The sequence below is a fragment of the Ruegeria lacuscaerulensis genome, from assembly GCF_013034745.1.
In the GTDB taxonomy this organism is placed as follows: Bacteria; Pseudomonadota; Alphaproteobacteria; order Rhodobacterales; family Rhodobacteraceae; genus Ruegeria; species Ruegeria lacuscaerulensis_B.
The window spans coordinates 408,451-429,647 of sequence record NZ_WQGP01000004.1 but is presented as its reverse complement, the minus strand read 5'-3'; the positions used below and the strand labels follow the sequence as shown (position 1 = coordinate 429,647).

18 protein-coding genes are annotated in these 21,197 nt (G+C 60.4%); 10 read left to right on the top strand and 8 right to left on the bottom strand.

The annotated features are described in order from the left end of the window. Positions 1-2: 2 nt before the first annotated feature. Positions 3-449, bottom strand: a complete 447-nt coding sequence (locus GOV79_RS10725; protein ID WP_170789769.1) for an RrF2 family transcriptional regulator — start codon at positions 447-449, stop codon at positions 3-5. Between the two features lie 94 nt (positions 450-543). Here GOV79_RS10725 and GOV79_RS10720 point away from each other — a divergent pair, with 94 nt between their 5' ends. Further along, positions 544-1,113, top strand: coding sequence for a gamma-glutamylcyclotransferase family protein (locus tag GOV79_RS10720; protein WP_170789768.1), 570 nt, complete (start codon positions 544-546; stop codon positions 1,111-1,113). A 143-nt stretch (positions 1,114-1,256) separates the two neighbouring features. Here GOV79_RS10720 and gltX read toward each other — a convergent pair whose 3' ends face one another. After that, positions 1,257-2,582, bottom strand: a complete 1,326-nt coding sequence (gene gltX, locus GOV79_RS10715) for a glutamate--tRNA ligase (protein ID WP_170789767.1) — start codon at positions 2,580-2,582, stop codon at positions 1,257-1,259. A 218-nt stretch (positions 2,583-2,800) separates the two neighbouring features. Here gltX and GOV79_RS10710 point away from each other — a divergent pair, with 218 nt between their 5' ends. Further along, positions 2,801-3,733 carry an MBL fold metallo-hydrolase gene (locus GOV79_RS10710; RefSeq protein ID WP_170784802.1) on the top strand — a complete coding sequence of 311 codons (933 nt, stop codon included), beginning with the start codon at positions 2,801-2,803 and terminating at the stop codon, positions 3,731-3,733. A 3-nt stretch (positions 3,734-3,736) separates the two neighbouring features. On the opposite strand, the gene GOV79_RS10705 is transcribed toward GOV79_RS10710, so the two are convergent. The 3 genes from GOV79_RS10705 to GOV79_RS10695 form a co-directional block, all read right to left on the bottom strand. Continuing rightward, positions 3,737-5,065 carry an NAD(P)/FAD-dependent oxidoreductase gene (locus GOV79_RS10705; RefSeq protein ID WP_170789766.1) on the bottom strand — a complete coding sequence of 443 codons (1,329 nt, stop codon included), beginning with the start codon at positions 5,063-5,065 and terminating at the stop codon, positions 3,737-3,739. A gap of 130 nt (positions 5,066-5,195) precedes the next feature. Continuing rightward, on the bottom strand, positions 5,196-5,429 hold the full coding sequence (locus GOV79_RS10700; protein ID WP_170789765.1) for a hypothetical protein: 234 nt from the start codon (positions 5,427-5,429) through the stop codon (positions 5,196-5,198). Between the two features lie 282 nt (positions 5,430-5,711). Beyond that, positions 5,712-7,370, bottom strand: a complete 1,659-nt coding sequence (locus GOV79_RS10695; protein WP_170789764.1) for an NAD+ synthase — start codon at positions 7,368-7,370, stop codon at positions 5,712-5,714. A 146-nt stretch (positions 7,371-7,516) separates the two neighbouring features. Between GOV79_RS10695 and GOV79_RS10690 the strand changes: the two genes are divergently transcribed. Further along, positions 7,517-8,974, top strand: a complete 1,458-nt coding sequence (locus GOV79_RS10690; RefSeq protein ID WP_170789763.1) for an MORN repeat-containing protein — start codon at positions 7,517-7,519, stop codon at positions 8,972-8,974. Between the two features lie 2 nt (positions 8,975-8,976). Here the strand turns inward: GOV79_RS10690 and GOV79_RS10685 are convergent, their stop codons facing one another. Next, entirely contained in the window at positions 8,977-9,642 is a 666-nt protein-coding gene (locus GOV79_RS10685; protein WP_170789762.1) for an SDR family NAD(P)-dependent oxidoreductase, read from the bottom strand. A gap of 286 nt (positions 9,643-9,928) precedes the next feature. Here GOV79_RS10685 and GOV79_RS10680 point away from each other — a divergent pair, with 286 nt between their 5' ends. Continuing rightward, positions 9,929-11,497, top strand: a complete 1,569-nt coding sequence (locus tag GOV79_RS10680) for a 2-isopropylmalate synthase (protein WP_170772442.1) — start codon at positions 9,929-9,931, stop codon at positions 11,495-11,497. A gap of 153 nt (positions 11,498-11,650) precedes the next feature. On the opposite strand, the gene rlmJ is transcribed toward GOV79_RS10680, so the two are convergent. Then, positions 11,651-12,436, bottom strand: coding sequence for a 23S rRNA (adenine(2030)-N(6))-methyltransferase RlmJ (rlmJ, locus tag GOV79_RS10675; RefSeq protein WP_170789761.1), 786 nt, complete (start codon positions 12,434-12,436; stop codon positions 11,651-11,653). 155 nt (positions 12,437-12,591) lie between these two features. Here rlmJ and GOV79_RS10670 point away from each other — a divergent pair, with 155 nt between their 5' ends. From GOV79_RS10670 to GOV79_RS10645, 6 genes are read left to right on the top strand one after another with little or no spacing between them, the layout of a single operon-like run. Further along, complete coding sequence (locus GOV79_RS10670; protein WP_039523195.1) at positions 12,592-13,638, top strand: rod shape-determining protein; 1,047 nt, start codon at positions 12,592-12,594, stop codon at positions 13,636-13,638. A 56-nt stretch (positions 13,639-13,694) separates the two neighbouring features. Beyond that, positions 13,695-14,597, top strand: a complete 903-nt coding sequence (mreC, locus tag GOV79_RS10665) for a rod shape-determining protein MreC (RefSeq protein WP_170784818.1) — start codon at positions 13,695-13,697, stop codon at positions 14,595-14,597. After that, positions 14,590-15,126 carry a rod shape-determining protein MreD gene (locus tag GOV79_RS10660; protein WP_170784820.1) on the top strand — a complete coding sequence of 179 codons (537 nt, stop codon included), beginning with the start codon at positions 14,590-14,592 and terminating at the stop codon, positions 15,124-15,126. Before mreC ends, GOV79_RS10660 begins: the two co-directional genes overlap by 8 nt. Further along, complete coding sequence (mrdA, locus tag GOV79_RS10655) at positions 15,123-17,072, top strand: penicillin-binding protein 2 (protein ID WP_170772450.1); 1,950 nt, start codon at positions 15,123-15,125, stop codon at positions 17,070-17,072. The genes GOV79_RS10660 and mrdA overlap by 4 nt, the downstream gene beginning before the upstream one ends. Then, a complete protein-coding gene (gene rodA / locus GOV79_RS10650) occupies positions 17,069-18,208 on the top strand; it encodes a rod shape-determining protein RodA (RefSeq protein WP_170784822.1) in 1,140 nt (379 codons plus the stop codon). Before mrdA ends, rodA begins: the two co-directional genes overlap by 4 nt. A 15-nt stretch (positions 18,209-18,223) precedes the next feature. Further along, a complete protein-coding gene (locus tag GOV79_RS10645) occupies positions 18,224-19,156 on the top strand; it encodes a 2-hydroxyacid dehydrogenase (protein ID WP_170789760.1) in 933 nt (310 codons plus the stop codon). Here GOV79_RS10645 and GOV79_RS10640 read toward each other — a convergent pair. Beyond that, entirely contained in the window at positions 19,145-21,157 is a 2,013-nt protein-coding gene (locus tag GOV79_RS10640) for a M3 family metallopeptidase (RefSeq protein ID WP_170789759.1), read from the bottom strand. The two genes, GOV79_RS10645 and GOV79_RS10640, sit on opposite strands and share 12 nt — an antisense overlap. Positions 21,158-21,197 lie beyond the last annotated feature (40 nt).

The window sequence follows — 21,197 nt, the reverse complement described above, 5'->3', positions numbered from 1 at the left end:
ACTTACTGAACGCAAGCAACCGGCTGCAAGATTTGCAGCAACTGGTCGTTGTCACAAACCAAAGCATCCAACGTGATGTCATCCAGCGACGCATAGAAAACCTCGGCCGCATCCTGCAGCGCAAGGCGCAACCGGCAGGCATCGGTCAAGGGGCAGGTATTGTCCGCATCCGCAAAGCACTCGGCCAACGGCAGGTTGCCCTCGACATGACGAAACACCGACCCGATGCGAATCTGCTCGGCAGGGCGCGCCAGGGTCATGCCGCCGTTTCGGCCTCGCTGTGTGCTGAGATAGTCCAGCTGACTCAGTTGATTGATCACCTGCGCTAGATGGTTCTCCGAGATATTGCACACTTCGGCAATCTCGGATTTGGTCACAAGCCGGTCCTGATGTGCAGCGCAATACATCAGCAAGCGCACCGCGATATTCGTCCGTTTGGTAATGCGCATGATCGCCTCCCAAATTTCAAGATGCGACCTTATTGCATGTCCGGCTAAAAAGCGGTTTGACATACATCAATCGGCGGAAAAGGACGCGGCACAGATGGCAGACCCCTATTTTTTTGGCTACGGTAGCTTGGTGAACCTTGCCACCCATGATTTCCCCGATCCCCGCCCTGCGAAACTCAAAGGCTGGCGGCGCGCCTGGCGACACACCAACCTGCGTCCGGTGGCCTTTCTGACAGCCATCCCCGACCCCGATTGCGAGATTGAGGGGATGATCGCCCATGTCCCGAAAAACGACTGGGCGGCGCTGGATGAACGCGAATGGGCCTATGATCGCATCCCGGCAACTCAGGCTGTGTCACATACGCTGACCCACGACGTCAACATCGCCGTCTATGCCGTCCCACATGGCCGCCACACCGAGCCCACGAACCACCACCCCTTGGTACTCAGCTATATCGACGTTGTCGTGCAGGGCTATCTGCGCGCCTATGGCGAGGCCGGGGCAGATCGCTTCTTTGCCACCACCGAAGGCTGGGAGACGCCGATCCTGAATGACCGCGCCGAGCCCCGCTATCCGCGACACCAGCAGTTGAAACCGCACGAGGCTGAATTCGTGGACTCCCGCCTGCAACAGTTGGCTGCGAACATCGTCCATACCTCATAGCAAAAGGCCGAGGTCAAACCCCGGCCCTTCTTCTGTTCAAAAATTCCTCCGCTGCAGGGTGAGTGGCGTCCGGGAAACTGTCCGATAGGCAGTTTCAGCTCCAAACGGGTGGAACCCCGGTCTGCGTCAAGAGGCGCGTTCCTTCACCCTCGCGCGCGGATCACCTGAAGCAATGGCAAAAGCGCGGCCATCTCGGGCCCACGCTCCATCCCTGTCAGCGCCTTGCGCAGCGGCATGAACAATCCCTTGCCCTTCCGGCCTGTGGCCTCTTTGACAGCCTTGGTCCAAACACCCCAGGTCTCGCCATCAAACGGCCCTTCGGGCAGCAATGCCACGGCTTCGGTGATGAAGTCACGATCGTCTTCGTCGATCAGCGGCTCTGCCCCATCGCGGCACAATTCCCACCAACCCTGCAGATCAGCCAGAGTGGTGATGTTCTCACGCGCCATGGCCCAGAAGGGCTCGGCCATATCTGCTGGGACACCCGCATCCGTAACCGCATCTGCAACATCCGCCAGAGGCAGAGACTGCAGATGTTTCGCGGTCAGCGGGAATAGGTCCTGCACGTCGAATTTGGTCGGTGCTGCGCCGAAACGCCCGATGTCGAATCCGTCTATCAATTCAGCCATGTCCGAACGTAATTCCACCGGATCGGACGAGCCCAGACGCGCCATCAGGCTTAGCAGAGCCATCGGCTGAACCCCCTGCTCGCGCAGATCGCGCAGCGCCAGCGTGCCCAAACGTTTCGACAGCGCCTCACCTTGCGGGCCGGTCAGAAGCGAGTGGTGCGCAAAGCGCGGGCAAGCGCCGCCCAGCGCTTCAATAATCTGGATCTGGGTCGCCGTGTTGGTCACATGGTCCGAGCCACGCACCACGTCCGTGACACCCATCTCGGTATCATCCACCACGGATGCGATCGTATAGAGAACCTGCCCATCGCCCCGGATCAATACCGGATCAGACACGGAAGAAGCATCAATCGAGATGTCGCCCAGAATGCCGTCATTCCACTCGATCCGCTCGTGATCCAGCTTGAAACGCCACACACCGTTTCCGCGTTCCGCACGCAGCGCCTCTTTCTCGGCCTCCGACAGGTTCAGCGCAGCGCGGTCATAGACCGGGGGCTTGCCCATGTTCAGCTGCTTCTTGCGCTTCAGGTCCAGTTCGGTCGGCGTCTCGAACGCCTCATAAAAACGACCCATCTCGCGCAGCTTGTCGGCCGCTTCGGCATAGCGATCCAGACGGTCGGACTGACGCTCGACGCGGTCCCATTGCAGCCCAAGCCACTCCAGATCCTGTTTGATCGCATCGACATATTCTTCTTTCGACCGCTCAGGATCAGTGTCGTCGATGCGCAGGATGAACGTACCGCCAGCCTTGCGGGCGATCAAATAGTTCATCAAGGCGGTACGCAGGTTGCCCACATGGATGTAACCGGTGGGCGACGGGGCGAAACGGGTGGTTGTCATAGGTGTCTCCTGTTGGCGCGGCTCTTGTCACAGGATGGGCGTTTTGTCCAGCCGTGGGCAAAGGCCCACCAAGGAACTCAAACATGGCCAACACACAACCTAAACAAAAATTCACACGTATTGTTCAACAACGCACCCCATATCTTGGGTCTATAACCTACCAAGAGACGCGCACCGGCCTAGCTTTGAAGCTGGCGTTCTGACAGGGAGACTTAGATATGACCATCAATTTGACGCGAAGAGCGGCCTTGGGCGCCGCGGCCACACTACCTTTTGCTGCAGCTGCGACCCCGCTTTTGGCCGCAGGAACCGAGACCAAAGCCAACTCGACCATCGCCAAATCGTACCACCTCGGTGATTTCACGGTCACGACCCTGTTGGATGGCAGCCTGCCCCGCGATGGTGCCAAGGAGATCTTCGGCGGTGGCGCATCGGATGAAGAATTTGCCAAAGTATCCGCCGACAACTTCATCCCTGCAGACAAGGCGCAGTTCTTCTTTACCCCGACGCTGGTCAATACCGGGTCCGAACTGGTTCTGTTCGACACCGGGCTGGGTCAGGGCGGTATTCAGGCGGCGCTGGCAGATGCAGGCGTCACCCCCGATCAGATCGACGTTGTTGTGATCACCCACATGCACCCCGACCATATCGGCGGCATGACCACCGACGATGCACCAACCTTTGCCAATGCGCGCTTCGTGACCGCCGCACCGGAATATGACTTCTGGGCTGCACAGGATGCAGGCAACCGCGTCGGTGATCTGGTTGCCGCCAAAGTGACCCCACAGGCCGAAAAGATGACCTTCCTCACCGATGGTGGAGAAGTCACCTCGGGCATCACCGCCGTCGCCGCCTATGGGCACACACCTGGCCACACGGTCTATCACCTGGAAAGCAACGGCCAGCGTCTGGTACTGACCGCCGACCTTGCCAACCACTATGTCTGGTCCTTCGCACACCCCGAGTGGGAGGTCCGCTTTGATATGGATAAAGCGGCCGCGACAGCAGCGCGTCGCAATGTTCTGGGTATGCTCGCCGCCGACAAGGTTCCGATGATCGGCTACCACATGCCCTTCCCCGCCGCTGGCTATGTCGAGACCCGCGGCGACGGGTTCCGCTTTGTCCCCGTCAGCTATCAGATGGCAGGCTAAGCTCTAGTATCCTGGGTCCGGCCGCACTTTTGAGCCATCCGTAAAACGGGACAGGCGGAAGGCGGCCGGATCGACACAGGGCGATCGCCCTGTGACCAGATCGGCCATCAACCGTCCCGCTCCGGGACCGATGCCGAATCCGTGGCCGGAAAAACCGGTTGCGATGAATATGCCCGGAATTTCTTCGACGCCCGAGATTACTGGGATAGCATCCGGCGTAACATCAATCATCCCTGCCCAGCTTTGCACCAACTCGGCGTTCCGCAACGCGGGTATGCCCCTTCGCGCGTTCGCCCACGCCCGCCGCAGCACCTTGCCAGACGGCTCAGGGTCCAGAACGCGACACTGTTCGAACGGAGTGACATCCGTAGGCAACCATTTCCGGTCCTGCTTGGCTTCAATGGTCCACCTTTTCGACCACCGAAATCGCAGCGATCGCCACTCCTGCCGGAATGCGGGCAGGAACCACCATGCCAACCGAAAGCTGTCGGGCACGATATCAACCGTGTTTTCATGGCCGGACGCGATCGTATAGCCACCGTCAGCACGCTTGCGCACGGCGAAGTCATCCGACCACAACGCCGCCTCGGGCCCTTCGACCGGAGAGGTGCGCAGCACCGTGTTCAGCACCTTGAGCTGCGGCAAGTCAATGCCCGCATTCCCAGCAAACAAACGCGACCATGCGCCACCGGCCAACACCACGCGATCACAGGCGACACGACCGCGTTCAGTGAAAACACCCGCAATGCGCCCGCCCTGCAAATCAACACTGCGAACAGCGCAATTGGTCATCAACACTGCGCCGTTGTCGCGCGCGGCCTCGGCGATGGCGGGGGCCGCCCATTGCGGCTCGGCCCGGCCGTCGCGGGGCATGTGCAGGGCACACTCCAGATCGGTCCGATGACTGGGCAGTAAGTCGTCCAGTTCTGCCCCCGATACCATCCGAGCGCCAATCTGCAACCCATCGACATGTCGCGCCCAACGTTCAAGATTTTGCGCATCCCGCGCGCCGGAGGCGCCAAACAGGATACCTGATCGCGTAAACCCGGTTTTACGCCCGGTCCTCTCGTCCAGCCCGTCCCAAATCTTTTGCGCCACGCACATCAACGGAATTTCGCGCGGGTCACGCAGCCCCAATCGCACCCATCCCCAGTTGCGCGAACTCTGTTCGCCTGCAATCTGGCCTTTTTCGCACAACAGAACCGAGACGCCCCGTTCGGACAGCTCCAATGCAGTTGCCGCGCCGATGATTCCGCCCCCGATCACGACAACGTCTACCACTTTGGGAAGTTTCAGATCAGGTTCAACGGGGGTTGGTTTGGGGCCGGGCATCAACCGCTCATACTGCATTCTATGAAATGCAATGAAGGCGCGGGATTGGGCCCAAGGCAATACGACATTCGGCGCAGATCACAGATTTAAACAACCTGTGTCAATCACGCCATTTTCGGGGATATTCAGACTAAGCCACACCGCATAATTCGGCCCATTTCTGACGCAGAACCTGGGTAAAGCCGACAACCGGAGTCTCGGCTTCATCCTCCGCAGCTTTGAGCAAGGGCAGGTCAACATCGACCAGTTCTTCGCGCAACTCGGTAGGCTTAACTTTAGGCAGAGGCGGCTCAGCCGCGCTCAAAATACCGGCGATGGCGGCATCCACCTCGGCTTCGTTCAGATCCTGCCCCTTGTCTGCCATTGTCTTCCACGGCGGCGGAGCATGAAGAGGTTTGTCATATTCCTCATACATAGCGATACCAAATCGTTAACACAGACACCCAATCTCGGATGTGTCACACCTGCCCCAGCTAGGGCGATAATCAAGCAAAAATGTGTCGGAAAAATGGCGCGCGCTCAAGCAAGCCCTTGAGAAAAGATCAACTTGCAACCCATCGCACGACGAATTGCAGACAATGCCACCCTAGCCGCGGCATTGATTACAGATACGATACGATCTGCAGGCGCCGCAGCGGCAGGCGACTCAGGACGGGTCGCGCCAGCGATTTACGATTGGATACCTGCGATCCAGCCAGAAAGCCCGGCTGGTCAGCCGCGTTCCGGGGGCTGACTGGAACCGCTTGTATTCGCTGATATAGATCAGATGCTCAACCCGGCGCGCAGTAGCGGCATCAAACCCGGCCTCAACGCAATCCGCGACCGAGCCTTCGCCGTCGACCAGAATTTCAAGGATTGCATCCAGCTCGGGATAGTCCGGCAGGCTGTCGCTGTCTTTCTGATCCGCCCGCAATTCCGCGCTGGGGGGCTTGTCGATGACCGAGGACCGAATGACCTCGCCCTCCGGCCCCATCATCCAGTCGTGGTGGTTTTCATTGCGCCAGCGGCAGGTCTGAAAGACACGGGTTTTGTAAAGGTCCTTGATGGGGTTGTACCCGCCATTCATGTCGCCATAGATCGTGGCATATCCCACCGCGACCTCGGATTTGTTCCCGGTGGTCAGCAACATCTCGCTAAACTTGTTCGAAATCGCCATCAACAGCAGCCCACGCAAACGCGACTGGACGTTTTCCTCGGTCAAGTCTGCGTCACGCCCGGCAAACAACGGGGCCAAAGTGTCCGTCACGGCGGCGCGACTGTCCGAGATGGGCACGTAGTCATAGTGCACGCCCAGTGCCTTGGCGACGGCCTCTGCATCGTCCAATGAACCCTGACTGGTATATTCTGACGGCAACATCACACAGCGGACATTCTCGGACCCAATCGCATCCACCGCAATTGCTGCGACCAAAGCGGAATCAACCCCACCTGACAGACCAAGCAGCGCCTTTTTGAACCCGGTCTTCCCCATATAGTCGCGCAAGGACTGCACCATCGCGCGATAGTCCTGCTCCCATTCATCTGGCTGAGGCGCGACCTCGGCCGGAACGATCCGCCACCCCTCATCGCCCCGCTCAAGATCGATATGGGTAACGGCCTCGTCAAACACAGGCATCCGAAAGGCCAGCGCGCCGCCGGGGTTCAGGCCAAACGTGCCGCCGTCAAAGACCTGATCGTCCTGACCGCCAACCATGTTGAGGTAAATCAGCGGCAGGCCGGTCTCGACCACGCGCGCCACCATATGATTGAGGCGCACGTCGTATTTGTTGCGGAAATAGGGCGAGCCATTGGGAATCAACAGAAACTCGGCCCCGGTCTCTTCCAGAGTTTCCGCGACATCCGGATGCCAACCATCCTCGCAAATCGGGCTGCCGATCCGCGTATTGCCCACCGAATACGGTCCGCCCAACGGGCCGGAATCATACAGGCGAACCTCGTCAAAGACCGTTTCGTTCGGCAAATGATGCTTCAGCACCTTGCTGCCGACCTTGCCGCCCTTGAGGATCAGGTAGGCGTTATACAGGTTGTCATCCTCGACCCATGGCCCGCCGATCGCCAGCGCAGGGCCGTCGGCGCATTGGGCGGCCAATGCCTCGACCGCAGCCATGGCGGCGCGGTGAAAGCTGGGCTTCATCACCAGATCCTGCGTATTGTAGCCGGTGATGAACATCTCGGGGAAGGCAATCATGTCCGCGCCTGCTTCGCGCGCCTGTTCCCATGCCGCGACGGCCTTGGCCGCGTTGCCCTCGATATCCCCTACAACAGGGTTGAGTTGCGCCAGAGTGATGCGGAAACGGTCGGCCATGGTGCCCTCTTGCCCTCGTCAGTTCCTATGCCATTTACCAGATCGCACCGCGAGGAAAAGGCAAATGCGGCAAAACCCGTTGCCCTGCCCCCGGCGGTATCTTAGTTTTGCGCTGTAGAACAACCACCCGCAGGCAGGAAAACCCTATGAACGTCATCCGCACCTCAATCGCCGCTACCGCGATGGCCCTGTTGGTCTTGCCCGCCAGTGCGCAGGACGGGCAGGTCATCATTGCGGATGATGAGGTTGGCGGCGTCTATGAAGGCACTTTCCTGAACGGGCTACGGCACGGCACCGGCACTTATCGCCTGCCCGACGGCTTCGAATATGAGGGCGAGTGGTCCGAAGGTGAAATTCAAGGCCGGGGTATTGCCCGCTATGCGAACGGGTCAATCTATGACGGCGCGTTTGCAAAGGGTCAGCCGGAAGGGCGCGGCCGGATCATCTATCCCGATGGTGGCAGCTATGAGGGCGAATGGTCTGATGGCACGATCAACGGGCAAGGCATTGCCACCTATGCCAATGGCGCGCGTTATGAAGGCGGGTTCAAGCAGGCGCAGTACCACGGCAAAGGAACTCTGACCGACCCCAGCGGATATATCTATGAGGGCGACTGGGTTGAGGGCGCGAAACAGGGCAAGGCCAAGATCACCTCGACCCAAGGCAGCGTTTATGAGGGCGACATCGACAATGGTGTGCGCCATGGACAGGGTACGCTGACTGTGCCCGACGGCATGACCTATACCGGGAACTGGGTGCAGGATCGCATGACCGGCAAGGGGCGCATGGTACAGGCCAACGGTGACGTCTACGAAGGCGATCTGGTCGACGGGCGGCGTCAGGGCAAGGGCAAGGCCACCTACGCCAATGGCGCGACCTATGAGGGCGACTACACCGACGACCGCCGCCACGGCAAAGGCCGGTTCGTGGGCACGGACGGTTTTGAATATACCGGCGAATGGCAGGACGGGCAGATCGAAGGCTTTGGCGAGATGACCTATCCCGACGGTTCCACCTATGTGGGTGACTTCAGCGCCGACCTGCCCCATGGCAAAGGGCTGCACACCTACCCGGACGGCATCATCTACGAGGGCGACTGGATCGCAGGCATCTTCGAAGGCACCGGCAAGGCAACCTACCCCAACGGCGTCGTGTATTCGGGTGAGTTCAAAAACGGCCTCAGCCATGGCACCGGCGTTCTGACCTTTGCCAACGGCTATACGTACGAGGGCGATTGGATCGAGGGCGCCCGCCACGGCAAAGGGCGCGCCAGCTTCCCGGATGGAACCGTGTACGAAGGCGAATTCGTAGATGGCGTCCGCGAAGGGCTCGGATCGATCACCACTCCCCGTGGGTTTACCTATACCGGCGATTGGGCGGGTGGCAAAATCAGCGGCACTGGGATCGCCACCTATGCCACGGGCGACGTCTATGAGGGTGGCTTTCTGGACAACAAACGCCACGGCGACGGAACCATGCGCTATGCCAACGGCCAAGAAGAATCAGGCGTGTGGGAAAACGGTGTCCTACCGGGCAAAACCGCCGCCGAGCCCGAGGCTGCACCGGCCGAAAACACCACATCCGACGCGCCTTCGGACGGCTAGGTTCACCAAGGCACCGGCTGCCCGGCCCAATCGAAAAAACCACCTGTATCGTCCGGGGCCAGCGCCTCGATCACTGACAGCAAATTCTGCGCGGCTTCGTCTGGTTCAACGGTCGCGTGGCGTCCTGCGTATTTTCGAGTGAACTCAGTGCGCACCGTGCCGGGATGCAGCGAAACGCATACCGCCTGCTTGTGTGTCCGCGCCAGTTCGATCGCCGAGGTATGAACGATCTGATTCACAGCAGCTTTGGCCGCGCGGTAGCTGATCCACCCGCCCAGACGGTTGTCGCCAATCGACCCGACCCGCGCCGACAGCACCGCCACGACGGCCCGCCGGTCCCGCGGCAACAACCGCGCAGCTTGTGCCAAAACCAAAGCTGGCCCCACCGCGTTCAAGGCAAACTGATCCATCATCGCCTTGGCTGACAAAGCGCGGATCGTCTTTTCCGGCTCAGCCCCGTTGATTTCAAGCGCACCAGACGCAACGAAGATCAGGTCATAGGGTCCTTCAAGCGCTGCCAGAGCGGTACTGACGGTGTCTGGCTTGGTCAGGTCAAACCCAACCGAAGACCGGGACAAACCTGTTACCGCGACCGATTGTTTCTCCAACCGCCTACAAAGCGCCGATCCGATCCCGCCCGACGCGCCAATGATGAGTGCTTTTTTCATAGCCGATCACCTAGCAGCCCAAGCGCTTACTTCAACGCATCGCAAAAAACGTCCCTGCGCGTGTAAGACCTGTAAATTCCGTCTTTTCATTCGCGTTCCGCACTGTATAACCTCAATCCCATGATCAACCACGCAGATATCCTTGTTGCCGACACCGCCCTTCGCGGTACGTGGCTGCGTGGCCTACTGATCCTAATCCGCCTCTGAGCGTGCCATCCGGCGCGCCCGCTCAGAGGAGGACGCCCGCGCGCCATAGGCTTTAGGACAGAAGAAGAAAGAGATTCCCATGACCAACGTGACCGACCAAGACCGCGTCTTGATCTTTGACACCACTTTGCGCGACGGCGAACAAAGCCCCGGCGCAACCATGACCCATAACGAAAAGCTCGAAATTGCCGAGCTGCTGGACGAAATGGGCGTCGACATCATCGAAGCAGGCTTCCCCATCGCCTCTGAAGGTGATTTCAAGGCCGTCAGCGAAATTGCCGAGCGGTCGAAAAACAGCCGCATCTGCGGTCTGGCCCGCGCCAATTTCGCAGACATTGACCGCTGCTGGGACGCCGTTAAACACGCACGGCAAAACCGCATTCACACCTTCATCGGCACCTCTCCGCTGCACCGCGCCATTCCGAACCTGACGATGGACGAGATGGCCGATAAAATCCACGAAACGGTTAGCCACGCGCGCAATCTGTGCGACAACGTGCAGTGGTCACCGATGGACGCCACGCGGACCGAGTGGGATTACCTGTGCCGCGTGATCGAGATTGCGATCAAGGCGGGCGCGACCACGATCAACATCCCCGACACGGTGGGTTATACCGCGCCGGTGGAAAGCGCCGACCTGATCAAGCGCCTGATCGAGACCGTACCGGGCGCGGATGAGGTGATCTTCGCCACCCACTGCCACAACGACCTCGGCATGGCGACTGCAAACTCGCTGGCCGCCGTCGCGGGCGGAGCGCGACAGATCGAATGTACCATCAACGGTCTGGGGGAACGCGCGGGCAACACCGCGCTGGAAGAGGTCGTCATGGCACTGCGCACCCGCAATGACATCATGCCGTGGCACACGGGTATCGACACCACCAAGATCATGCATATCTCGCGCCGTGTGGCGACGGTGTCGGGCTTCAACGTGCAGTTCAACAAGGCGATTGTCGGCAAGAACGCCTTTGCGCATGAAAGCGGCATCCATCAGGACGGGATGCTGAAGAACCGCGAAAACTTCGAGATCATGCGCCCTGAAGATATCGGTTTGTCCGGCACGTCTTTGCCCCTGGGCAAACACTCAGGCCGCGCGGCCTTGCGTGACAAGCTGGAAACCTTAGGCTTTGATGTTGGCGACAACCAGCTGAAGGACATCTTTGTTCGGTTCAAGGATCTGGCCGACCGCAAGAAAGAAGTCTTTGACGACGATCTCATCGCGCTGATGACCATGGATGAGCATGACGACTATCTGCAACTGGTGTCGATGAAAGTGACTTGCGGCACAGGCGGTCAGGCGGAATCGACGGTCGAACTTGAGATGGACGGCAAGGACATCATCGCCACAGAACACGGCGATGGGCCGGTTGATGCGACCTTCAAGGCAATCCGTGCGATCTATCCCAACAAGGCGCATCTGCAATTGTACCAAGTGCACGCGGTGACCGAAGGCACAGACGCCCAGGCCACAGTCTCGGTGCGGCTGGAAGAGGATGGCATGATTGCAACCGGTCAATCGGCCAACACCGATACCGTCGTTGCCTCGGCTAAAGCCTATATCCACGCGCTGAACCGCCTGATCATGCGACGCGAAAAGGCCGGTCCGGGCGCGGATGCACGTGAGATCAGCTACAAGGACCTGACCTGATCGTCTGAGAGCGCAGAGGCTCCCGCACCCGCGGCGGCCCGGCTTCGCCGACCCTTCTTGGGTTTTGGGCCCGGCAGCGCGCCTGCGGCGCGCTGCCGGGCCCAACTCGATTGACGGCATCTTTGATGCTGGCAATCGGGGCGGGAGGGCTTTCTACAACCGCTCAAACAAGGTGGATAGGCGCATAAACTCGTCCTGAATGCCAAACGGTGCGTTCACAATGAACATTCCCGACCCGATCATACGGTGCCCCTCGCGCGCGGCTGGAAAGCGCACCTCGTGGCATGCTGCTTTGGGCAGGGTTTGCGCCCGCAGCGCCGCAATCATCGGCTTGTGTCGCCCATCGGTCAAGATCGGATACCACAACGCGATGACCCCAACATTCCACTTTCGGTGCACCTTGGAAATGAACCCCGGCAGGCGGTCATATTCCGATTTCACCTCATAGCTTGGATCGATCAGCAGCAAACCCCGCCGAGGGGTAGGCGGCAGCAATGAATGCGCCAGCGGATAGCCGTCCTGCTTGTAGACCTTCGCTCCGAACCGCGAAACGGCCAGTGAGAGCGCCTCATATTCCTGCGGATGCATTTCAGCCAGATGCAAACTGTCGTGATCACGCAGCAAATTGCCCGCAATCAGGGGCGATCCCGCATATGCCTGCGCCCCGTGCGTTGCCTGAACGCTGGACAACGCCTTCGACAAAGGATGATCAGCACCAAACCACCCGTCACGCCGCGCGCGCTCAATTCCTGCAGCGGCCTCGCCGGTGCGGACCGCTTCAGCAGCGTCCAGCTTGTACAAACCCCGCCCCGAATGAGTCTCGACATAGGTCAGGGGTTTGTCCTTGCGCGCCAGATAATCCAGCATCCACGCCAGCAAAGCGTGCTTTTGCACGTCAGCCAGATTTCCAGCATGGTAAATATGTTGATATGAGAGCATGTTGCCTTCTAAAGTCCCTATCAATAAGGCGGAAAGGTGCTGATTGACGCGGAATCAGCCCTTTTACCGGGCGAGATGGCACCCTATAAGACATCCGTCCCGGAACCGTCGAGTCGCGGGCAGTGGTAATTTTGACGAACGGGATCATTAAAAGCATGGGAATCTTTGGCAATCTGGGCGGCTTGTTCACAGCGGACATGGCCATCGACCTTGGGACGGCAAACACGCTGGTTTATGTCAAAGGGCGCGGTGTGATCCTGTCGGAGCCTTCGGTTGTCGCCTATCACGTCAAGGACGGTGTCAAAAAGGTGCTGGCCGTCGGCGAGGACGCCAAGCTGATGCTGGGCCGAACCCCCGGTTCGATCGAGGCGATCCGTCCGATGCGTGAAGGCGTGATTGCTGATTTCGACACTGCCGAGGAAATGATCAAGCACTTCATCCGCAAGGTGCATAAACGGTCTACCTTCTCGAAGCCCAAGATCATCGTCTGCGTCCCACACGGTGCGACCCCCGTAGAAAAGCGTGCGATCCGTCAGTCGGTTCTGTCGGCAGGTGCGCGCCGCGCGGGCCTGATTGCCGAACCGATTGCAGCCGCCATTGGTGCAGGCATGCCGATCACCGACCCGACCGGCAACATGGTCGTTGATATCGGCGGCGGCACCACCGAGGTTGCGGTTCTGTCGCTGGGCGACATCGTCTATGCGCGCTCGGTCCGCGTGGGCGGAGACCGAATGGATGAGGCGATCATCTCGTATCTGCGCCGTCAGCAGAACCTTCTCGTGGGCGAATCCACCGCTGAACGCATTAAGACCACCATCGGCACTGCCCGGATGCCTGACGACGGTCGTGGCCAGTCGATGCATATCCGGGGCCGTGACCTGCTTAACGGCGTACCCAAAGAGATTGAGATCAGCCAGGCTCAGGTCGCCGAGGCTCTGTCGGAACCCGTCCAACAGATTTGCGAGGCGGTAATGACAGCATTGGAAACCACACCGCCCGATCTGGCCGCCGACATCGTGGACCGGGGCGTGATGCTGACCGGCGGCGGCGCGCTGCTGGGCGATCTGGACCTTGCCCTGCGCGAACAGACTGGTCTGGCTGTGTCGATTGCCGATGAAAGCCTGAATTGTGTGGCTTTGGGCACCGGCAAAGCGCTGGAATATGAAAAACAACTGCGCCACGCGATTGACTACGAAAGCTAAGGCGCGCACCCTTTCGGGGTGAAAACTCGGGCAAGAGCAGCACGGGAAGGTAACCTGTGGCAAACGACCGATCACAGCGCGATGAATACACGGCCCCTCTGCGCCGCCTGCTGTTGGGGATCGTGGTGCTTTGCTTGCTGGGAATCTTTCTGGTCTGGCGCATTGACAGCCCTCGGGTCGAGCGGTTTCGCGCGCAGGTGGTGGACCGCGTGGTGCCGTCGATGGAATGGGCGATGGTGCCAGTCACCGCAGTTGTAAACCTTGTCCGCGATTTCCAAAGCTATCAGCGGCTGAGCGCACAGAACCAGGAGCTGCGCAGCGAATTGCGCCTGATGCGGGCCTGGAAAGAGGCCGCGCTACAGCTTGAACAGGAAAACGCGCGCCTGCTGGACCTTAACAATGTGCGGCTTGACCCGCGCTTGACCTATATTACCGGGGTTGTGATGGCCGATAGCGGCTCGCCCTTCAGGCAATCGGTGTTGCTGAATGTGGGCGAACGGGACGGCATCATGGATGGCTGGGCCACGATGGACGGGATCGGCGTCGTCGGGCGCATTTCCGGAGTCGGCCCCGATACAGCGCGGGTCATTCTGCTGACTGATGCGTCAAGCGCCATTCCGGCGACGATCCAGCCTTCGGGTCAAACCGCGCTGATCACCGGCGACAATACGCCTTCGCCCGCTGTGGAATTCCTGGAAAACCGCGAGCTTGTACGACCGGGTGATCGGGTCGTGACCTCGGGCGATGGCGGGGTGTTTCCTGGCGGCCTGCTGATCGGACAGATCGCCGCCGACCCCGGTGGGCGCCTACGTGTGCGCCTGTCCGCCGATTTCGAGCGACTGGAATTTTTGCGCGTGCTGCGCTTCCATTCGGCTCCACGTATCGAAGATTCCGGCGATGTCGTCGGCCCCAGACGCCCCGAAGCGGCCCTGACCCCATCGGAGGTCGGCGATGGATAGTCAGACTTCGCAGCTTTGGGCCAAACGCGGCTTGTATCTGTTTCTGGCCCTTCTGATCCTGTTTTTTCATCTGCTGCCACTGAACGCGCGGCCAGATCGCTGGCCCTTTCCTGATCTGATAATTGCGCTGACATTCGCCTGGGTGTTGCGGCGTCCCGAGTTTGTGCCCATCCCTCTGATCGCGGTGGTGATGTTGCTGGCCGATCTGCTGCTGCAACGTCCTCCGGGTCTGCTGGCCGCGCTGGTTGTGATGGGCGCGTCCTATCTGCGCAACGCAGCACCCGGCCTACGTGACGCCGGGTTCATGGGCGAATGGACCAGCGCCGCCGTCGTCATCACGGCTGTTTTTGCCCTCAACCGCGTCATTCTTGCTATTCTGTCCGTGCAACAGGCAGCATTGGGTCCGGTCGTGATACAAGTGGTTCTGACGATTGCGGTTTATCCGCTGATTGTTCTGCTCAGCCAGAGCGGATTCGGCGTGCGGCGGGTTTCGACCTCGGAGTCCGGCGCAGTAGGAGCCCGCCCATGAAGCCACGCAAACAGAAATCGCAGGGTTTGGCCTATAAAAGACTGCCCCGTCGCGCCTTTGTTCTTGGCGGATTGCAGGCCGTGTTTATTGGCGGTCTGGCCGCACGGATGCGGTATATGCAGGTGGATCAAGCGGATGAATACCGCCTGCTGGCCGAAGAAAACCGCATCAACATCCGCCTGATCCCACCGACACGCGGTCGGATTTACGACCGCAACGGGCAGATCATCGGACAGAACTCGCCCTCTTACCGGATCGTGATGGTGCGCGAGGATGCGGGCGACGTAGACGCCGTTATCGCCAGACTGTCTGACCTAATCCCGCTGACCGATGATGAGATCGAGCGCGCCAAGACCGAGATGCGCCGCTCGGCCCCGTTCCTGCCGGTCACGCTGGCCGATCAGGTCACGTGGGAAGATATCTCGAAAGTCGCCGTCAACGCCCCCGCCCTGCCCGGTGTCACGCCCGAGGTCGGCATGACACGACAATATCCCAGATACGAGGACTTCGCCCATGTCGTTGGCTATGTCGGCCCGGTCAGCGACTATGACCTCAGCCAGATCGAAGACCCCGAACCCGTGCTGCGCATACCTCGGTTCCAGATCGGCAAGGTCGGGCTAGAGGCCAAACAGGAAATCAGCCTGCGGGGTAAGGCCGGGGCCAAACGAGTCGAGGTCAACGCCACTGGCCGCGTCATGCGCGAGCTTGACCGGCAGGAAGGTACCGCCGGGGCCGATCTGCAACTGTCTGTCGATGCCGATCTGCAGCAATACGCGCAGGCACGTCTGGCGGGCGAAAGCGCCGCTGCGGTCGTGATCGACTGCGAAACCGGCGATATCCGGGCGATAAGTTCGGCCCCCAGTTTTGATCCCAACCTGTTCGTGCGCGGCATCTCGGTCGCGGATTACCGGACCCTGACGCAGGACAATTACCGCCCGCTGGCCAACAAGACCGTGCAGGGCACCTACCCGCCGGGATCGACCTTCAAGATGATCACCGCCATGGCCGCGTTGGAGGCCGGAGTGATCGGACCATCGAACACCGTCTATTGCCCTGGCCACCTGAAGGTTGGCAGCCGCCGGTTCCATTGCTGGAAACGCGGCGGGCATGGCACAGTCGATCTGGAAACCTCGCTCAAACGCAGTTGCGATGTCTATTACTATGACGTGGCCCTGCGCACGGGGATCGACAAAATCTCGGACATGGCACGGACTTTTGGGCTGGGCATCAAGCATGACATACCGATGTCCGCCGTGGCCGCCGGGCTGGCGCCCAATCAAGACTGGAAGCGGCGTGTGCATGGGCAGGAATGGCTGGTGGGTGACACGGCCAATGCCTCGATCGGTCAAGGGTTCATGCTGGCCTCGCCGCTGCAACTGGCCGTGATGACCGCACGGATTGCGACCGGGCGATCTGTCTCGCCGCGTCTTGTTCGGTCGATGAACGGGGTCGAGCAACCCTCGGGCGCAGGTGAGCCGCTGGACGTCAACCCGCGTAATCTGGAACAAGTTCGGCAGGCGATGTGGACGGTATCGAATGACCGGCGCGGTACAGCTTATCGCAGCCGCATCATAGCCGATGATTTCCGAATGGCGGGCAAAACCGGCACCAGCCAGGTGCGCAACATCACTAAGGCCGAACGTGCCGCCGGCGTCATCCGCAACGAAGACCTGCCGTGGGAGCGTCGAGACCATGCTCTGTTTGTCAGCTTCGCGCCCTATGACAAGCCGAAATACGCGATTGCCGTGGTGGTGGAACATGGCGGCGGCGGGTCGAAAGCCGCAGCCCCTGTGGCGAGGGATATCATGTTACAGGCGCTCTATAATGGAACGCCGCCGTTGGACGCCTATCCGGTGGCAGACCGCGACCGGATCAAGGAACTGCAAAAGAAGCTTGAAGGCGATCGCCGTCCCAAAGCGCGCCCGTCCGAAAAGGACCGCGCATGAGCTATCTTGAATATACGGTCAAATCCACGCCCTCGGGGTTCCGCAAGTTCTTGTATATGAACTGGCCCCTGACCCTGCTGCTGATCAGCGTGGCCAGTGCTGGGTTCTTGATGCTGTTCTCGGTCGCAGGCGGGTCATGGACCCCATGGGCCGAACCGCAGATGGAACGGTTCGGGCTGGGCCTGACGGTGATGTTCATCATCGCGCTTGTCCCCATCTGGTTCTGGCGCAACATGTCGGTTCTGGCCTATCTGGGCTCAATTGGCCTGCTGATCGTGGTCGAGCTGTTCGGGACGATTGGCATGGGCGCACAGCGCTGGATCGACCTTGGTTTCATGCGCCTGCAACCGTCCGAGGTGATGAAGGTCGCCCTTGTGATGGTGCTGGCCGCCTATTACGACTGGCTGCCCTCGCACAAAACCTCGCGCCCGCTGTGGGTGATCCTTCCGGTGATCCTGATCCTGATCCCCGTGTTCTTCGTGCTGAAACAACCCGACCTTGGCACCTCGATCCTGTTGCTGGCGGCTGGAGGCGGGATGATGTTTCTGGCAGGGGTCCACTGGGCCTATTTCGCCGCTGTCATCGCCGCCGTGGTCGGGCTGATCGCAACCGTTTTCAACAGCCGCGGAACCGAGTGGCAGTTGCTTAAGGACTACCAATTCCGCCGGATTGATACCTTTCTAGACCCCTCCACCGACCCGCTGGGCGCGGGCTATCACATTACTCAGTCCAAAATCGCGCTTGGATCAGGTGGTTGGAACGGGCGCGGCTTCATGCAGGGCACGCAATCGCGGCTGAACTTCCTGCCGGAAAAACATACCGATTTCATCTTCACCACATTGGCCGAGGAGTTCGGCTTTGTCGGTGGCATTACCCTGTTGATCCTTTATGGCCTGATCATCGTGTTCTGTCTGGTGACGGCGTTGTCGACCAAGGACCGGTTTTCGTCGCTGGTGACGCTGGGCATCGCGCTGAACTTCTTCCTGTTCTTCGCGGTGAACATGTCGATGGTGATGGGACTGGCCCCGGTCGTGGGTGTGCCCCTGCCAATGGTCAGCTATGGCGGCTCGGCCATGCTTGTCCTGATGGCGGCCTTCGGTATTGTGCAAAGCGCGCATATCCATCGTCCTCGCTGATTTGAAAGGCCTCCGATGCCCGTGAACGTCCTGTTTTCCGCGCGCCCTGAATTGTGGCCCGTGTATGAACCCCTCTTGTCAGACGGCTTGACCAATGCGGGGGTGGATGCGGCAATCGGAACGCAGATGGACCCGGATCAGGTCGATTACGTGGTCTATGCGCCAAACGGTGGGCTATTGGACTTCACGCCGTATTCGCGGCTGAAGGCCGTGCTCAGCCTGTGGGCCGGGGTCGAAAGCATCGCAGATAACGCGACCCTAACCGTTCCCCTCGCTAGAATGGTGGATTTCGGCCTGACGCAAGGCATGACCGAATGGGTGGTCGGCCACGCGCTGCGATACCATCTTGGAATGGACCGCCATATCACTGTTCAGGACGGCACATGGACACCCGAGGCCCCACCGCTGGCCCCTGAACGCACCGTCTGCATACTGGGCCTTGGCATGTTGGGCGAGGCATCCGCGCGGGCACTTGCTGTATTGGGTTTCAACGTCACGGGCTGGAGTCGGTCGCCCAAGGACATCCCCGGTGTCACCTGCCTGCACGGCGAAGACGGGCTACGCGCGGCGCTGACCACAGCTGAAATCGTCGTTCTGCTGCTGCCCGACACACCGGCGACCGAGAACCTGTTGAACGCGGAAACTCTCGCCCTGCTGCCTAAGGGCGCATGTCTGATCAATCCGGGCCGAGGCCCTCTCATCGACGACAGCGCCCTGCTGGATGCGCTGAACGCCGGACAAATCGGCCACGCCACGCTGGACGTGTTCCGGGTTGAACCCTTGCCAATCGACCACCCTTATTGGGCGCATCCGAACGTGACGGTCACGCCGCATATCGCCTCGGAAACGCGGCCAGTGACAGCCGCGCAGGTGATCGTTGAAAACATTCAACGCGGTGAGGCGGGTGAACCCTACCTGCACCTCGTCGACCGCGCTTTAGGCTACTAGCCCGCGCCCTTTCAGCAACGCCTCGACCCCCGGCAACCGGCCCCGGAAGGCCAGATACAGGTCTTCGGCCTCGCGGGAGCCTCCGGTGGACAGGATGTTCTCCTCCAGCGCCTTGGCGCGGTCGGGATCGAATGCGCCACCGGCCTCTTCAAAGGCGGCGAAGGCGTCGGCGTCCATGACCTCGGACCACATATAGCTGTAATAGCCCGCGCTATAGCCGTCGCCCGCAAAGACATGCGCGAAATGCGGGGTGGCGTGGCGCATCCCGATGGCCGGAGGCATCCCAAGACCGTCCAGCACCTGCGCTTGTTTTGCCATCGGGTCCACCGGGGCCGCGCCGTCATGGAACTCCAGATCGACCAGCGCCGAGGCGACATATTCGACCGTCTGAAACCCCTGATCGAAATTGGCGGCCTTAAGCACCTTGTCCAGCATGTCTTGCGGCATCGGCGCGCCGGTTTCGGCATGGGTGGCGAACTCGGCCAGAACTTCGGGCACTTCCAACCAGTGTTCGTAAAGCTGGCTGGGCAGTTCTACGAAATCACGCGCGACAGACGTACCCGATATGCTTTCATAAGTCACATCCGACAGCATCTGATGCAGCGCATGGCCGAATTCATGAAATAGCGTCCGGGCGTCATCATAAGACAGCAGCGCCGGATCGCCCTTAGCAAAATTGCAGACATTGATCACGACCGGAGCCTGCACCTTGGGAAACTTGGCCTGAGACCGCATCGCGCTGCACCACGCGCCGGATCGCTTGGAGCCCCGCGCGAAGTAATCCCCGATGAACACCGCGATATGCTGACCATTGCGCGTGACCTCCCAAGCGCGGCAATCGGGGTGGTAGAGCGGCACGTCCAGCGGCCCGAACTCCAACCCGAACAAGCGGTTGGCACAGGCAAAGGCGGCCTCGATCATCCGGTCCAGCTGCAGGTAGGGTTTCAGCGCCGCCTCATCCAGATCATGCTCGGCCTTGCGGCGTTTCTCGGCGTAGTAGCGCCAATCCCACGCGGCCAGTGGGCCATTGACCCCATCCGCCTGCATCATCTGCGTCAGAATCTCGGCGTCCGCATCGGCGCGGGCCTTGGCGGGTTCCCAGACCTGCATCAGCAGGTCACGCACCTTGTCCGGCGTGCGGGCCATCTCGGTTTCCAGCTTGTAGGCCGCGAAATTGTCATAGCCCAGAAGCTTGGCGCGCTCTTGGCGAAGGCTGAGGATTTCGGCGGCATTTTCGCGGTTATCCGTCTTGCCCCCATTCGCGCCACGCGCAGTCCAGGCCTTATAGGCCACCTCGCGCAGATCGCGGCGGGGCGAGAATTGCAGGAATGGGACGATGATCGAGCGGGACAGGGTGACAACGGGACCATCTACACCCTTTTCCTGCCCGGCAGCGCGGGCCGCATCCACGACGAAATCTGGTAGACCTTCCAGATCATCCTCGGACAGGTCCATGAACCACTCACGCTCATCCGCCAGCAGGTTCTGGGTAAAGGATGTACCCAGCGAGGCCAGCCGCGCCTTGATTTCCTGCATCCGCGCGTCTGCATCCCCGGTCAGCGCCGCGCCTGCGCGAACGAAGCCACGATGGGTCAACATCAACACCCGCGCCTGTTCGTCCGTCAGGCCCAGATCATCCTTGCGCGCCCACAGATCGGCCACCCGCTGAAACAACGCCTTGTTCGACGAAATGCCTGAGAAATGCGCCGCTAGTTTGGGCGAGAAGTCACGCTGCAGCTCTTCTCGCGCCGGGTTGCTGTCAGCCCCGGCCACAGTGAAGAAGACGGACAGGACCTTGTCCAATTGCTCACCCGCAGCCTCAAGCGCCTCAACCGTATTGGCAAAGCTGGGCGCGTCGGGGTTGTCCGCGATGGCGGCGATCTGCGCGTTATGCGCCTGCAAGGCCGCATCCAGCGCGGGCGCGAAATCGGTGTCGGCAATCGTGTCGAAGGGCGCGATTTCAAACGGTGTGGTCCAGTCGGACAGGATCGGGTTGGTCATGAAACTCTCCTTTGAGCACAACCTAGGAACGCAGGGCGGG